The following is a 13,980-nucleotide window of genomic DNA, read 5'->3' as shown; positions in this document are numbered from 1 at the left end:
CCTTCCCCCAAGGAATACACCTCATGGAATACCGTCACCTCGGCCGCTCAGGTTTCAAGGTCCCCGCGTTGAGTTTTGGCACCGGCACCTTTGGCGGCCAGGGCAAGCTGTTCAGTGCCTGGGGCAATACCGACGTCAGCGAGGCAAAGCGCCTGGTCGATATCTGCCTGGACGCCGGCCTGAACCTGTTCGACAGTGCCGACATCTATTCCGGTGGCGCCTCGGAATCGATCCTGGGCGCGGCCATCAAGGGCCGCCGAGACCAGGTGCTGATCTCCACCAAGGCCACCTTCCGCTTCGATGACGGCCCCAACAATGTCGGCTCGTCGCGCTTCCACCTGGTCAACGCGGTCGAAGCGGCGCTGATGCGCCTGGGCACCGATTACATCGACCTGTTCCAGCTGCACGGCTTCGATGCCAGGACGCCGGTGGAAGAAACCCTGTCCACGCTGGATGACCTGGTGCGGGCCGGCAAGATCCGCTACCTCGGCGTTTCCAACTTCTCCGGCTGGCACCTGATGAAGTCGCTCTCGGTCTCCGAACGCCACGGCTGGTCGCGCTATGTCGCCAACCAGACCTATTACTCGCTGATCGGCCGCGACTACGAGGAAGAACTGATGCCGCTGGGCCTGGACCAGGGTGTGGGCGCGGTGGTGTGGAGTCCGCTCGGCTGGGGAAGGCTTACCGGCAAGATCCGCCGCGGCCAGCCGCTGCCGGAAACCAGCCGCCTGCACGACACGGCCGAATTCGGTCCGCCGGTGGAACAGGAGCGCCTGTACAAGGTCGTCGACGCGCTGGACCGGGTCGCCGCCGAAACCGGGAAGAGCATTCCGCAGATCGCCCTGAACTGGCTGCTGCAGCGTCCCACCGTGTCCTCGGTGATCATCGGCGCGCGCAATGAGGAACAGCTGCGCCAGAACCTTGGCGCGGTGGGCTGGTCGCTCAGCGCCGGACAGGTCAAGGCACTGGATGAGGCCAGCGCGACCACGCCGCCCTACCCGTACTGGCACCAGCGCGGTTTCGCCGAACGCAATCCTTCGCCGGTCTGAACCAAGGAGTTGCACATGAAAGCCGTCGCCCTGACCCGCTACCTGCCCATCGACGATCCGCAATCATTGCAGGACGTGGAACTGCCCCGACCCGTGGCCAGCGGGTTCGACCTGCTGGTGCGTGTGGAAGCCATCTCGGTCAATCCCGTCGACACCAAGATCCGTTCGCCCAAGCCGCAGGTCGAAGCCCAGCCGAAGGTGCTGGGCTACGACGCGGCCGGCGTGGTCGAAGCCGTTGGCGAGCATGTCACCCTGTTCCAGCCGGGGGACGAGGTCTATTACGCGGGCGACGTCACCCGCAGCGGCACCAACGCACAGTTCCACCTGGTCGACGAGCGCGTCGTGGGCCGCAAGCCGGCGACGCTGGAGTTCGCGCAGGCCGCCGCGTTGCCGCTGACCACCATCACGGCATGGGAGCTGTTGTTCGACCGCATGCCGTTTTCCGTGGATATGGAAGGCAATACACGCACCCTTCTGATCATCGCCGGCGCCGGCGGCGTGGGTTCGATCGCGATCCAGCTGGCCAGGCATGCGGGTTTCACCGTCATCGCCACCGCTTCCCGCGGCGAAACCATGGCCTGGTGCAAGGAAATGGGTGCGCACCACGTCATCGACCATCGCCAGCCGCTTGCCACCCAACTCGAGGCTCTGGGCTACAGGCAGGTCGATGCGGTCCTCAACCTGGCCGACACCGACCGCTACTGGGAAGTCATCGGCGAAATCATCGCGCCCCTGGGACATGTGGGCCTGATCGTCGAGCCCAGCGGGCTGCTGAAGATCGGCGACCCCTACAAGGCCAAGAGCGTGGGCATCCACTGGGAGATGATGTTCGCGCGGGCGCGCTTCCAGACGCCGGACATGATCGAACAGCACCGGCTGCTCAACCGGGTCGCGAGCCTCATCGATGCCGGCGAACTGCGCACGACCCACACCCAAACGCTGGGCGCCATCAATGCAGCCAACCTGCGCGAAATGCACCGTCGCCTGGAGTCGGGCACCACCGTCGGCAAACTGGTGCTGGCCGGCTGGGACTGAGTGTCGCAGCCATGCGCGGCGGGCAGCCGATAGACTCGGCGTCCGCCCTGGAATCCGCGCATGACGTTTCCTCCCCGTTTTCTCCCCAGGCTCGCCCAGCTCGTCCTCGGACTTTTCCTGTACGGCATCGGCATCAGCCTGATGGTGCGCGCAGGCATCGGCATCGCGCCCTGGGATGTACTGACCCAAGGCCTGTCGAAACAGACCGGGCTTGCGTTCGGGACACTGACCAATCTCATCGGCCTGGCCGTGCTGCTGCTGTGGATTCCCATTCGCCAGAGACCCGGCCTGGGCACGGTGCTCAATGTGCTGCTGATCGGCCCGAGCGCGCAGTTCGGCCTGTGGCTGTTCCCGGAATTCCACGGACCCTGGCATCAGGTGCCGGCGTTCCTGGCCGGCCTGTCGGTGCTGGCCCTCGCCACGGGCATGTACATAGGCGCGGCGTTCGGTCCCGGTCCCCGCGACGGCCTGATGACCGGCCTGCACCGGCGCAGCGGCTGGCCGATAGGCCGGGTGAGGACGCTGATCGAAGCGGCCGTGCTGCTGGCCGGCTGGGCGATGGGTGGCAATGCGGGCTGGGGCACGCTGGCGTTCGCGCTGGCCATCGGCCCGATGTGCGCGGTGACCATGCGCTGGTTCGCGGCGACACCCGCACGGGCCGAGCCTTGCCCGGGAACCGGATAACCGGCATCGTGCGTGCTCCATACGCACACGTATCCGTTGCATGACGCCTGCCAGCCCGTTGCCTTCCGCCACCGAAGCGGTCAATCCACACTACCCGCATCTGTTCGCGCCGCTGGACCTGGGCTTCACCCGGCTCCGCAACCGGGTGCTGATGGGCTCCATCCATACCGGCCTGGAAGACCGGGCCAGCGATTTCCCGAAGCTGGCCGCGTATTTCGCCGAGCGCGCCGAGGGCGGCGTGGGCCTGATGGTGACCGGCGGCTTCTCGCCGAACCTGGTGGGTTGGCTGAAGCCCTTCGGCGGCAAGCTGTCCTGGCCCTGGGAAGTGCGGCCGCACAAGTTCGTCACCCAGGCCGTGCACGACAACGGCAGCAAGATCTGCCTGCAACTGCTGCATGCCGGGCGCTACGCCTACCACCCCTTTTCGGTAGCGCCGTCGAAGCTCAAGGCGCCGATCAACCCGTTCACCCCGCGCCAGTTGTCTTCGCGCGGCGTGGAGCGGCAGATCACCGCCTATGCAGACGCCGCCCGCCGCGCGCGCGAGGCCGGCTACGACGGCGTGGAAGTGATGGGCTCGGAAGGCTACTTCATCAACGAGTTCACCGCCCCGCGCACCAACAAGCGCAACGACGCCTGGGGCGGCACCCCGGAGAAGCGCATGCGTTTCGCCGTGGAAATCGTGCGCCGCGTGCGCGAGGCCTGCGGCCCGGACTTCATCATCATCTACCGCCTGTCGCTGCTGGACCTGGTGGACGACGGCAACCAGTGGCAGGAAATCGTGGCCCAGGCCAAGGCCATCGAGGCGGCCGGCGCCACCCTCATCAACTCGGGCATCGGCTGGCATGAAGCGCGCGTGCCGACCATCGTCACCTCGGTGCCGCGCGCGGCCTTCGTCGATGTCACCGCCAAGCTCAAGCCGCACGTGTCCGTGCCGCTGATCGCGACCAACCGCATCAACATGCCCGACGTGGCCGAACGCATCCTTGCCGACGGCATCGCCGACATGGTGTCGCTGGCACGCCCGCTGCTGGCCGACCCGCACTGGACCAACAAGGCGCGGGCTGGCAAGCCCCAGTCGATCAACACCTGCATCGCCTGCAACCAGGCCTGCCTGGACCATGTATTCGAGAACAAGCGCGCCAGCTGCCTGCTTAACCCACGCGCCTGCGCCGAGACCGAACTGAACTACACCAGGACCTTCAAGCCCAAGCGCGTGGCCGTGGTCGGCGCCGGCCCGGCCGGACTGGCCTGCGCGACCGTGGCGGCGGAGCGCGGCCACCAGGTGACCCTGTTCGATGCGGCCGCCGAAATCGGCGGCCAGTTCAACTACGCCAAGCAGATTCCCGGCAAGGAGGAGTTCCACGAAACCCTGCGCTACTTCCGCCACAAGCTGGAGGAGACCGGCGTGCAGGTGAGGCTGGGCACGGTGGCGACTGCGGACAACCTCGCCGGCTTCGACGAAGTGGTGATGGCCACCGGCATCGTGCCCCGGCAGGTGGATTTCCCGGGTGCCGCCCACGCCAAGGTGGTGAGCTACGTCGACGTGCTCAGCGGACGGGTGAAGGTAGGGGCGCGTGCCGCGATCATCGGCGCCGGCGGCATCGGTTTCGACGTCGCCGAATACCTGGTGCACGAGGGTCACTCTTCCACGCTGGACCCGAAGCGCTGGATGGCCGAATGGGGCGTGGATCCGACCTTCGAATCACGCGGCAGCCTGGTCAGGCCGCAGCCCGAGCCGCCCGCGCGCGAAGTCTGGTTGCTGCAACGGTCCATCGGAAAACCCGGCGCCCGGCTGGGCAAGACCAGCGGCTGGGTCCATCGGGCCACCCTCAAGGCCAAGAAGGTGCAGATGCTGGGGGGCGTGGAATACCTGGGCGTGGACGAGGCCGGCCTGAAAATCCGGGTGGCCGGGGCCGAGCAGGTGTTGCCAGTCGACCACATCGTGGTCTGCGCCGGCCAGGAACCCCGCCGCGAACTGCAGGCCCAGCTGCTGACGGCGGGCATCACCGCCCACCTGATCGGCGGCGCCGACGTGGCCGCCGAGCTGGATGCCAAGCGCGCCATCGACCAGGGCAGCCGGCTGGCCGCGGCCCTGTAAACGCGTCGTCCCAGGCCGCGTTCGGCTGGGCATCGAAAGTCGGCGATGAAGCTTTTTTGCTTTCCCGAACAGCAAATCGGCTTTCGGGAACAGCAAATTGCTCTTCCCGAACAGCAAATCGCTCTTCCGGAAGAGCAAATCGGTATTCCGGAACAGCAAATCGGTCTTCGGGAACAGCACATTGCTATTCCCGAACAGCAATTCGGTGTTCCGTAGCAGCAATTTGCTCTTCCTGAGCCGCAGATCGTCTTTCCGGAGCAGCAGAAACCAAGGGAGTCGCCAGGCGCCCGGCACCGATCGACAGCAGGGTCAGCGGCCAATTCCAGGCTTCGCGACTCGCTCGCCTTTAGACACGCTCCTGCAGGGCAATCGGCCAGGCAGGCGCCTGCCTTGACCGGCATTTCCGTGCTGCCCAGGGAGGGCCCGGAACCCGCCCGCCGAGCCTTACGCAGCCAACTCTCCGGTGCCGGTCCGGACACGGCCTGTGCGACAGGCCCAGCCCGGACCGAACCCATCCAGAGTAAAGACTCCATTTGCAATCAATCACTTAGCATGATTGTCAAGCTTCCTGGTTCAGGTGACGTTGGGTATTCGGCCCTTACCTTGCGCCAACTTTTCGGCCCGCCCCCGTTTCAACTGGCAGGCCATCCCGGCCCTGATCCCACCTTCTGGCCGGCCTCGGGCAGCTCGTCGGAGTAGCTGCCTCCCCATGACGCCCTGACGCCGTGTCTATCCAAAACGCATCCTCCCGATGGAGGGCGCGTGGACGCTGCCAAGACGGAGCAAGGAGTTCCCTGAATGAAACTGGCCTGGATCCTCTGGCTTTCCAACATGCTGCCGCAACCGGCCGCTGATTCTCTCTGCCTCAGCACCACCGTTTACCTGGAAGCCCGCGACCAGACCCTGCGCGGCCAGCAGGCCGTGGCCGAGGTCGCCCTGCGCCGCCTCGACAGCGGGTTGTGGGGCGACTCGATGTGCGAGGTAGTCACTGCCCGCAAGCAGTTCGCCCCCACCATCGTGGCACCGGGCACCCGCCTGCAGAACCCGGAAGCCTGGGCCGCCTCGATCAACGTGGCCCTGGGCGCCGAGCGCAACTGGGCATTGCCGGTTGGCCAGCGCAAGGAGATCGTGCCGGGCGCCAGCCACTTCATGGCCCACAACATCGCCAGCCCGAGCTGGCGCAATGCCTACCAGGTGGCGCAGATCGGCGACCACACCTTCCTGCGGGTGCAGAAGCTCAAGCCGCGCCCTTCATGACGGCCACGGCCTAACGCCGCGTTACCTGCGCGGCATCGACAATCCAGTCATGGATCGGGAACATTCCCCCCTATTTCCCTGGAGATGATCCGCATGAAGCTCTACACCAAGCCTGGCGCGTGCTCGATGGCCGACCACATCGCCCTGCGCTGGATCGGCAAGCCATTCGACCTGCAGGTCATGGACGCCGACAGCATGAAGACCGCTGAATACCTGAAGCTCAATCCGGCCGGTGCAGTACCCGTGCTCGAGGTGGATGGCTGGGTCCTCACGCAGAACGCGGCGATCCTCAATTACCTGGCCGACTCGTTCCCCAAATCCGGCCTGGGCGGCGACGGCAGCCCGAAGAGCCGTGCCGAGATCAATCGCTGGCTGGCCTTCCTCAACGCCGACCTGCACCCTGCCTTCCATCCCATCTTCGGTTCGACGCGTTACCTGGGCGACGAAGCGATGATCCAGGCGACCAAGGACAACGCGCGCACCAAACTGCGTGGCCTGTTCGAACGACTCGACGCGCAGCTGCAGGGCAAGGACTGGCTGACCGGCGACCGATCAATCGCCGACCCTTACCTGTTCGTCACCCTGCGCTGGGCCAAGGGCACGCAAGTGGATCTGTCAGGACTGCACAACCTGGAACGCTTCTTTGCGCGTATGCACGCCGACCCTGGCGTGGCCGCGGCGATGACCGCCGAAGGCGTCTGAGGCACGGGCAGGCGAGAAACGGGCACGGCGCAATGCCGTGCCTGGATGGCAAGTCAGGCCTGCACCTCGGCCCGCGTGCGTACCAGCCATTCGCTGGCAAACGCATGGTCCTTGGCCTTGGTAAGCGCGGTGGCGATTTCAGGAAGCAGGGCCAGGAGCGAGTCCACGTCCGGGCACTTCTCCACCTTCAACTGCACGAAATACCCTTTCAGTCCCAGGTGCCTGCGCACAGTATCGGTCACGATCTCGTACAGGCGCCGGTAGCGGCCGAAGTCGGCCGGCAAGGTCACCGCACCGGGCAGAGGTCCCAGGGCCGGCGCCGTCACCGGTTCGGTGCGTTTCACCAGACCCAGGACGACCAACTGCTCCAGCCCGTCCTCGGGCGCATGCAGGCCGGCCATCATTTCGCGCAATTGCGCCTGGTCGCGTTGCCCGTCGACCATCAACAGCAGCGAACGCAGCGATGACGGCAACCGGTGCCCTCGATCCTGGATTTCCTGCTTGCCTGCTTCGGTCTTGAAATAAACATCCCCCACTTGCATCCACTCCCCTCCGGTCAGCAGACGAATCGTCGTCTGGTCGTGCAATTCCCCATCGCAAGAGTGACGGCAATCACTGCTTCGATCCGTTATCGGAGTCACAAATGCAGGCCGCTTCCCCACGCAACACGGGAAACGACCCGCCAATACAAGGGTCCCGGGTCCATTCGCGCAAAAGCCCGCGTGAATTGTCTGGCCGGCACACGCCCCCATATCAAGTGTCCAAGCACCTCCCCTACAGGACATTCCATGCACCCCCACCTGCTTTCCCCGGTCCAGGCCGGCTCGCTGACCCTGCCCAACCGTGTCGTCATGGCACCGCTCACCCGATCGCGCGCCAGCCAACCGGGCGATGTGCCCAGCAGCATGAACGCCGAGTACTACGCCCAGCGCGCGGGGGCCGGCCTGATCGTGTCCGAAGCGACCCAGATTTCGCAGCAGGGCCAGGGCTATGCCTGGACCCCTGGCATCTACACCGATGCCCAGGAAGCAGGATGGAAACTGGTCACCGATGCCGTCCACGCCAGGGGCGGGCGCATCGCGGCCCAGCTCTGGCATGTGGGACGCATCTCGCATCCGCTGCTGCAAGCGGACGGCGCGGCCCCGGTCGCACCGTCGGCCCTCATTGCCGAAGGCGCCAAATGTTTCGTCGTCCAGCCGGACGGCACCCCCGCCAATGTGCCAACGGCGCTGCCACGTGCGCTGGAAACAGCGGAGATCAGTGGCATCGTTTCCGAATATGCGCAGGCGGCGGCGCGCGCAGACCGCGCCGGTTTCGACATGGTCGAGGTGCATGCGGCCAACGGCTACCTGCTGCAGCAGTTCCTGTCGACCAACAGCAACCTGCGTACGGACGGCTATGGCGGCTCGCTGGAAAACCGTGCCCGCATCGTGCTGGAGGCGGTCGATGCGGTCATCGCGGTGCTGGGAACCGGTCGCGTCGGGGTCCGGCTGTCGCCGCATTTCGCGGCCCACGGCATCGCCGACGCCGAAGCCGAGGCCAGCGCCCTGTACCTGGCCCGGGAGTTCAGCCGGCGCGGGATTGCCTACCTGCACATTGCCGAGCCGGACTGGGCGGGCGGGCCCAAGCTGACCGATGCCTTCCGGCGCGAGCTGCGCGAGCAGTTCACCGGCATGCTGATCTTCTGCGGTGGCTATTCGGCAGCGCAGGCCGAAGCACTGATTGCCAGCGGCCTGGCCGACGCGGTTGCCTTCGGACGGCCCTACCTGGCCAATCCTGACCTGGTGGAACGCTTCCGCGCAGGCGCCACGCTCAACCAGCCCGATCCGGCCACCTTCTACGGCGGCGGCGCGCATGGCTACCTGGATTATCCGGCCCTCAAACAGGCCGCCTGATTCGGTAGACAGCGCAGGTCCGCCCTTGCGGGGGCGGCCCTTGCGCCACCCGCTCGCGGACACAAAAAAAACCGCCTTCCGGGCGGTTTTTCCTTGGCTGTTGCATGCGCGGCCGTCGCGCCCAACCAGATCGGCGCAAGCCGTTGATCCGGTTGGTGGGCGGTACAGGGTTCGAACCTGTGACCCCTACCATGTCAAGGTAGTGCTCTACCGCTGAGCTAACCGCCCGGTATGCCCCGAGGTGAAGCTTTCAGGGGCGCGAATCATAGCATCCATGCAGGCGATGCGGAATCCGGCCCTGCTTTTCCGGAAATGCCCACGGCCACATCGGCACGGCGGGCATCCTGGGCCCACCGGCTCAGATCACCAGGCTCGCGTCCTTCAGCTTGTGGATCTCGTCGCGTAGCCTTGCCGCGTCCTCAAACTCCAGGTCGCGGGCGTGCTGGTACATCTGCTGCTCCAGCAGCTTGAGGCGGGCCGCAATCTGCGCAGGACTGAAGGAAGCGTAGTCCGGCGATTTCTCGGCCACGCGCTTGCCCTTGCCGCGCCCACCCTTGCCGGCCTGCCCTCCGTCGTTGGCGGCGTCGCTGCGCGCGCCCTCCAGGATGTCGACGATAGGCTTGGCGACCGAGATCGGGGTGATGCCATGTTCCAGGTTGTATTCCACCTGCTTCTCGCGACGCCGGCTGGTTTCGTCGATCGCCGCCTGCATCGAAGCGGTGATCTTGTCGGCGTACAGGATCGCCTTGCCACGCAGGTTGCGCGCGGCGCGGCCGATGGTCTGGATCAGCGAACCGCGTGAGCGCAGGAAGCCTTCCTTGTCGGCGTCCAGGATCGCCACCAGCGAGACCTCGGGCATGTCCAGACCTTCGCGCAGCAGGTTGATGCCGACCAGCACGTCGAACTTGCCCAGGCGCAGGTCACGGATGATCTCCACCCGCTCCACCGTGTCCACGTCCGAGTGCAGGTAGCGCACTTTGATGCCGTGCTCGCCCAGGTATTCGGTCAGGTTCTCGGCCATGCGCTTGGTCAGCGTGGTGATCAGCACGCGGTCGCCCATTGCCACGCGCAGGTTGATTTCCGACAGCACGTCATCGACCTGCGAAGCCACCGGCCGGATTTCCACCGGCGGATCGATCAGCCCGGTCGGGCGCACCACCAGCTCGACCACTTCGCCCACCGATTCGCGCAACTCGTACGGCCCGGGCGTTGCGGAGACATAGATGCTGCGTGGCGAACGCTCCTCCCATTCCTCGAATTTCAGCGGGCGGTTGTCCAGCGCCGAGGGCAGCCGGAAGCCGAATTCCACCAGCGTCTCCTTGCGCGAACGATCGCCCTTGTACATGGCGCCGATCTGCGGAATGGTCACGTGCGACTCGTCGCAGACCAGCAGCGCGTCCGGCGGCAGGTAATCGAACAGCGTCGGTGGCGGCTCGCCGGGTGCCTTGCCGGTGAGGTGGCGCGAGTAGTTCTCGATGCCGTTGCAGAAACCGACCTCGGCCATCATTTCCAGGTCGAACTGGGTACGTTGGGCCAGGCGTTGCGCTTCCACCAGCTTGTTCTGCGAATACAGCTGTTCCAGCCGCTCCTTCAATTCGACCTTGATGGTCTCCACCGCGGCCAGCACGCGGTCGCGGGTGGTGGCGTAGTGGGTCTTGGGATAGATGGTGTAGCGCGGCAAGCGGCGCAGGGTCTCGCCGGTCAGCGGGTCGAACAGGGTCAGGTTCTCCACTTCGCCGTCGAACAGTTCGATGCGCAGCGCCTCGATGTCGGACTCGGCCGGGAACACGTCGATGACCTCGCCCTTGACCCGGAAGGTGCCGCGATGCAGTTCGTACTCGTTGCGCGTGTACTGCAGCTGGGTCAGGTGCTTGATCAGGTCGCGCTGGTCGATGTGTTCGCCGCGCGACAGGATCAGGCGCAGCGACAGGTAGTCTTCCGGCGCGCCCAGCCCGTAGATCGCCGACACCGTGGCCACCACGATGGTGTCGCGGCGCGACAGCAGGGCCTTGGTCGCGGCCAGGCGCATCTGCTCGATGTGCTCGTTGATCGAACTGTCCTTCTCGATGAAGGTGTCCGACGACGGCACGTAGGCCTCAGGCTGGTAGTAGTCGTAATAACTGACGAAATATTCGACCGAGTTGTGCGGGAAGAACGACTTGAATTCGCCGTACAGCTGCGCGGCCAGGGTCTTGTTCGGCGCCATCACCAGGGTTGGCTTCTGCACCGCCTGGATGACGTTGGCGATGGTGTAGGTCTTGCCCGATCCGGTGACCCCCAGCAGCGTCTGCTTGGCCAGGCCCGACTCAAATCCCTCGATCAACTTGGCGATGGCCTGCGGCTGGTCGCCAGCGGGGGAATAGGAAGAAACGAGTTCGAAACGTTCGGTCATGGTGGGGGTTCAATGGCGAAAAGCCAGTATAACGGCGCCCCGGATTACGAACGCGTCAGTAAAACTCCTACCCGACGGTGCGGGACTGGCCGATTTCCCGAACCGGGTCTGGAAGGCAATCTGGTCATGCCCGGACAGGGCCGACCAGGACAACGCCCATGTGCAGGACGCACCTCGCCCCTCTTTCCCCCCTCACCCCGCCCCCGTGGGTGGTCCGGCGCGGGGCCCGCACCGGCTTCAGCCTGCTGGAGCTGATGGTTACCCTGGCCATCGCCTGTATTGGACTGGTCATCGGCGTGCCGTCCTACCAGGGCCTGGTGGAACGCCAGCGCGTCACCTCCGCCATGCACCTGCTTACCGCCCACATGGCCTCCGCACGCATCACCGCCATCACCTACCGGATTCCCACCGTCGTCTGCCCTTCGGACCGCGCCGGTGGCTGCCGCCAGGATGGGGACTGGAGCCATGGCTGGCTGATGTTCTTCGACGCCGACGGCAACCGCAGTCCCGATGCGCGCGAAGACATCCTGCGCGATGAGAATGCGCCCATCCATCCCTCGCTGCGCATCCTGTCTTCCAGTGGCCGGCCGCAGTTGCGATACCTGCCCGATGGCCGCAGCGCCGGCAGCAACATCAGCGTCCGGCTGTGCCGCGAGGACATGCTGTTGGGGACTGTGATAGTCAACAACGTAGGGCGAATCCGCAGTGAAACCTCCAGCGGACACCGTCCCTGCCAAGGCTGAACAGACAAGGCGCGGCTTGCTTGAACGGCGATCCACGATGAGTCAATAGGAGGAAAAAAGTGGTTCCGCCTTGCCTGAGCGCAGCACCGCCCATACAATGGCCGCCCCGCCCGAATAGCTCAGCCGGTTAGAGCACTTGACTGTTAATCAGGGGGTCGTTGGTTCGAGTCCAACTTCGGGCGCCAGTAAACTGAAGGGCTTGCGATGAACTCGCAGGCCCTTTTTATTTGTCCTCTCCAGCCTGGGGACGTTGCGGCTTCGGCTTCACTACCGCCCCGGCTCAATGACCCATGCCAACCCGAGCAACGGCCACATGCGCTGCGCAGCTCACCGCATCGTGGGGATGACGAAACTCTGGTCGGATATGGGCCCGCCCTTGGGCCAGCGCTGGGTGATGGTCTTGGTGCGCGTGTAGAAGCGCACGCCATCCATGCCGTACTGGTTGAGGTCGCCGAAACCCGAACGCTTCCAGCCACCGAAGCTGTGATAGGCCACCGGCACCGGGATCGGCACGTTGATGCCGACCATGCCGACCTCCACCCTGTCGGCGAATTCGCGCGCTGCATCGCCATTGCGGGTGAAGATGGCCACGCCGTTGCCGTACTGGTGCCTGGACGCGAGCTCAAGCCCTTGCTCGAAGGTTTCCGCACGCACGATCTGCAGTACCGGTCCGAAGATCTCCTCGCGGTAGGTCCTCATTTCGGGGGTCACGTGGTCGAACAGGCTCGGGCCCAGGAAGAACCCCTGCTCGCTGCCAGCCAGTGAGAATCCACGGCCATCCAGCACCAGCTCGGCGCCCTCGTCGACACCCATCTGCAGGTAGGACTCGACCTTGCTGCGGTGGGCCGCGTTGATCAGTGGTCCGTAATGCGCCCGGTCGTCGGTCGAGTTGCCGATACGCAGCGCCTTGATGGCAACGACCAGTTTCTCGCGCAAGGCCTCGGCGGTTTCCCTGCCGACCGGCACGACCACCGGCAAGGCCATGCAGCGCTCACCCGCCGAACCGTAGGCGGCCCCCACAAGATCGGCGACTGTCTGGTCCAGATCAGCGTCAGCAAGCACGATCCCGTGGTTCTTGGCGCCACCCATCGCCTGCACCCGCTTGCCGTGCTGCGCGCCCAATGCGTACACCGACTGGGCGATGTCGGAAGAACCGACGAAGCTGACGGCCTTGATGGTCGGATGCCGGAGGATGGCTTCCACCGTGTCCTTGTCGCCATGGACCACGTTCAACACGCCTGGCGGCAGGCCCGCCTCGATCATCAGTTCCGCCAGGCGCACGGGCACCGAAGGATCGCGCTCGGAAGGCTTGAGGATGAAGGCGTTTCCGCAGGCAATGGCAGGCCCGAACATCCACATCGGGATCATTGCCGGGAAGTTGAACGGGGTGATACCCCCCACCACGCCCAGCGGCTGCCGAGCGGAATACACATCGATGCCCGGCCCGGCACCCTGCGTGTACTCGCCCTTCAGCAGATGTGGAATGCCGCAGCAGAATTCGATGACCTCCAACCCCCGCTGGATGTCGCCTTTGGAATCAGCAATCACCTTGCCGTGTTCGCTGGAGAGGAGATGGGCGAGTTCCTCCATGTGCACCTCCAGCAGGCGTTTGAATTCGAACATCACCCGCGCGCGGCGCTGGGGATTGGTTTGGGCCCAGCCCTTTTGGGCCTGCGCGGCATCGGAGACGGCCAAGTCGAGCTCCCGGGAAGAAGCCAACGGGACATGGGCCTGGACAGCACCCATGTTGGGATCGAAGACCTGCCCGTAGTGTCCCGGGGTACCCGGCATCTTCCGGCCGCTTATGAAATGGTCGATTTCGCGCATGGATCTATTCCTTGCACTTCAGCTCTTCGTCACGGCTGGCCACTGGACCGGCACCGCCGACCTGATAGTAGACATTGCCGCCAGCGGAGGCGTCTGCTTGCGAAGCGGCCGTCCGACCGGCGTGGCCCTTCCAAGCAGCCTACTTCCGGATGTAACGCGTGCGCAACCTGCACGACCAGTGAAGCGGCCAGCAAAATTCAGACAGTGACCTGGCGTGCCTGCGAGCTCTGCCTGAGAGCGCACTCGGCCCAATTCCAAGAGCCGTTCGCATCAAGAAAAAAAGAAGCCGCCAGGCAGG

The 13,980-nt window shown here is 65.3% G+C and carries 12 protein-coding genes and 2 tRNA genes; 10 read left to right on the top strand and 4 right to left on the bottom strand.

Annotation, left to right across the window (positions count from 1 at the left end; translation table 11 throughout):
* Positions 1–23 precede the first annotated feature (23 nt).
* From DT603_RS10620 to DT603_RS10590, 7 genes are all read left to right on the top strand, one after another.
* Positions 24–1,049, top strand: coding sequence for an aldo/keto reductase (locus DT603_RS10620; protein WP_162349850.1), 1,026 nt, complete (start codon positions 24–26; stop codon positions 1,047–1,049).
* Between the two features lie 15 nt (positions 1,050–1,064).
* Positions 1,065–2,084, top strand: a complete 1,020-nt coding sequence (locus DT603_RS10615; RefSeq protein WP_162349849.1) for a zinc-binding alcohol dehydrogenase family protein — start codon at positions 1,065–1,067, stop codon at positions 2,082–2,084.
* A gap of 60 nt (positions 2,085–2,144) precedes the next feature.
* Complete coding sequence (gene yczE, locus DT603_RS10610) at positions 2,145–2,768, top strand: membrane protein YczE (RefSeq protein WP_162349848.1); 624 nt, start codon at positions 2,145–2,147, stop codon at positions 2,766–2,768.
* 40 nt (positions 2,769–2,808) lie between these two features.
* Positions 2,809–4,866: an NADPH-dependent 2,4-dienoyl-CoA reductase gene (locus DT603_RS10605; RefSeq protein WP_162349847.1), complete on the top strand. Its 2,058-nt coding sequence runs from the start codon at positions 2,809–2,811 to the stop codon at positions 4,864–4,866.
* 45 nt (positions 4,867–4,911) lie between these two features.
* The gene (locus tag DT603_RS10600; protein WP_162349846.1) at positions 4,912–5,082 is read left to right on the top strand and encodes a hypothetical protein; all 171 of its coding nucleotides are present in this window, start codon (positions 4,912–4,914) and stop codon (positions 5,080–5,082) included.
* A gap of 582 nt (positions 5,083–5,664) precedes the next feature.
* Positions 5,665–6,123 (top strand): cell wall hydrolase, encoded by a 459-nt coding sequence (locus DT603_RS10595; RefSeq protein WP_162349845.1) that lies wholly within the window; start codon positions 5,665–5,667, stop codon positions 6,121–6,123.
* 93 nt (positions 6,124–6,216) lie between these two features.
* Complete coding sequence (locus DT603_RS10590) at positions 6,217–6,825, top strand: glutathione S-transferase family protein (protein WP_162349844.1); 609 nt, start codon at positions 6,217–6,219, stop codon at positions 6,823–6,825.
* Positions 6,826–6,878: 53 nt separating this feature from the next.
* On the opposite strand, the gene DT603_RS10585 is transcribed toward DT603_RS10590, so the two are convergent.
* Complete coding sequence (locus DT603_RS10585) at positions 6,879–7,367, bottom strand: hypothetical protein (RefSeq protein ID WP_162349843.1); 489 nt, start codon at positions 7,365–7,367, stop codon at positions 6,879–6,881.
* A 246-nt stretch (positions 7,368–7,613) separates the two neighbouring features.
* Between DT603_RS10585 and DT603_RS10580 the strand changes: the two genes are divergently transcribed.
* A complete protein-coding gene (locus DT603_RS10580; RefSeq protein ID WP_162349842.1) occupies positions 7,614–8,720 on the top strand; it encodes an alkene reductase in 1,107 nt (368 codons plus the stop codon).
* A 153-nt stretch (positions 8,721–8,873) separates the two neighbouring features.
* On the opposite strand, the gene DT603_RS10575 is transcribed toward DT603_RS10580, so the two are convergent.
* Together DT603_RS10575 and uvrB are read right to left on the bottom strand one after the other, a co-directional pair.
* Positions 8,874–8,948: transfer RNA gene (locus tag DT603_RS10575), tRNA-Val, on the bottom strand.
* Positions 8,949–9,078: 130 nt separating this feature from the next.
* Positions 9,079–11,112, bottom strand: a complete 2,034-nt coding sequence (gene uvrB / locus DT603_RS10570) for an excinuclease ABC subunit UvrB (RefSeq protein WP_162349841.1) — start codon at positions 11,110–11,112, stop codon at positions 9,079–9,081.
* 158 nt (positions 11,113–11,270) lie between these two features.
* Here uvrB and DT603_RS10565 point away from each other — a divergent pair, with 158 nt between their 5' ends.
* Both DT603_RS10565 and DT603_RS10560 read left to right on the top strand, forming a co-directional pair.
* Entirely contained in the window at positions 11,271–11,855 is a 585-nt protein-coding gene (locus DT603_RS10565; protein WP_162349840.1) for a GspH/FimT family pseudopilin, read from the top strand.
* A 108-nt stretch (positions 11,856–11,963) separates the two neighbouring features.
* Positions 11,964–12,040 (top strand) — tRNA-Asn (locus DT603_RS10560).
* Between the two features lie 142 nt (positions 12,041–12,182).
* Here the strand turns inward: DT603_RS10560 and DT603_RS10555 are convergent.
* Positions 12,183–13,682: a CoA-acylating methylmalonate-semialdehyde dehydrogenase gene (locus DT603_RS10555; protein WP_162349839.1), complete on the bottom strand. Its 1,500-nt coding sequence runs from the start codon at positions 13,680–13,682 to the stop codon at positions 12,183–12,185.
* Between the last annotated feature and the right edge of the window lie 298 nt (positions 13,683–13,980).

It is taken from the genome of Pseudoxanthomonas gei, assembly GCF_010119615.1.
GTDB classification, from domain to species: Bacteria; Pseudomonadota; Gammaproteobacteria; order Xanthomonadales; family Xanthomonadaceae; genus Pseudoxanthomonas_A; species Pseudoxanthomonas_A gei.
The sequence above is the reverse complement of the archived record's forward strand: the minus strand, read 5'-3'. Positions and strand labels throughout refer to the sequence as shown.

Coding starts and splice junctions, on each gene's coding strand:
- DT603_RS10620 (WP_162349850.1), top strand. CDS start 24: ATGGAATACCGTCACCTCGGCCGCTCAGGTTTCAAGGTCCCCGCGTTG.
- DT603_RS10615 (WP_162349849.1), top strand. CDS start 1,065: ATGAAAGCCGTCGCCCTGACCCGCTACCTGCCCATCGACGATCCGCAA.
- yczE (WP_162349848.1), top strand. CDS start 2,145: ATGACGTTTCCTCCCCGTTTTCTCCCCAGGCTCGCCCAGCTCGTCCTC.
- DT603_RS10605 (WP_162349847.1), top strand. CDS start 2,809: ATGACGCCTGCCAGCCCGTTGCCTTCCGCCACCGAAGCGGTCAATCCA.
- DT603_RS10600 (WP_162349846.1), top strand. CDS start 4,912: ATGAAGCTTTTTTGCTTTCCCGAACAGCAAATCGGCTTTCGGGAACAG.
- DT603_RS10595 (WP_162349845.1), top strand. CDS start 5,665: ATGAAACTGGCCTGGATCCTCTGGCTTTCCAACATGCTGCCGCAACCG.
- DT603_RS10590 (WP_162349844.1), top strand. CDS start 6,217: ATGAAGCTCTACACCAAGCCTGGCGCGTGCTCGATGGCCGACCACATC.
- DT603_RS10585 (WP_162349843.1), bottom strand. CDS start 7,367: ATGCAAGTGGGGGATGTTTATTTCAAGACCGAAGCAGGCAAGCAGGAA.
- DT603_RS10580 (WP_162349842.1), top strand. CDS start 7,614: ATGCACCCCCACCTGCTTTCCCCGGTCCAGGCCGGCTCGCTGACCCTG.
- uvrB (WP_162349841.1), bottom strand. CDS start 11,112: ATGACCGAACGTTTCGAACTCGTTTCTTCCTATTCCCCCGCTGGCGAC.
- DT603_RS10565 (WP_162349840.1), top strand. CDS start 11,271: ATGTGCAGGACGCACCTCGCCCCTCTTTCCCCCCTCACCCCGCCCCCG.
- DT603_RS10555 (WP_162349839.1), bottom strand. CDS start 13,682: ATGCGCGAAATCGACCATTTCATAAGCGGCCGGAAGATGCCGGGTACC.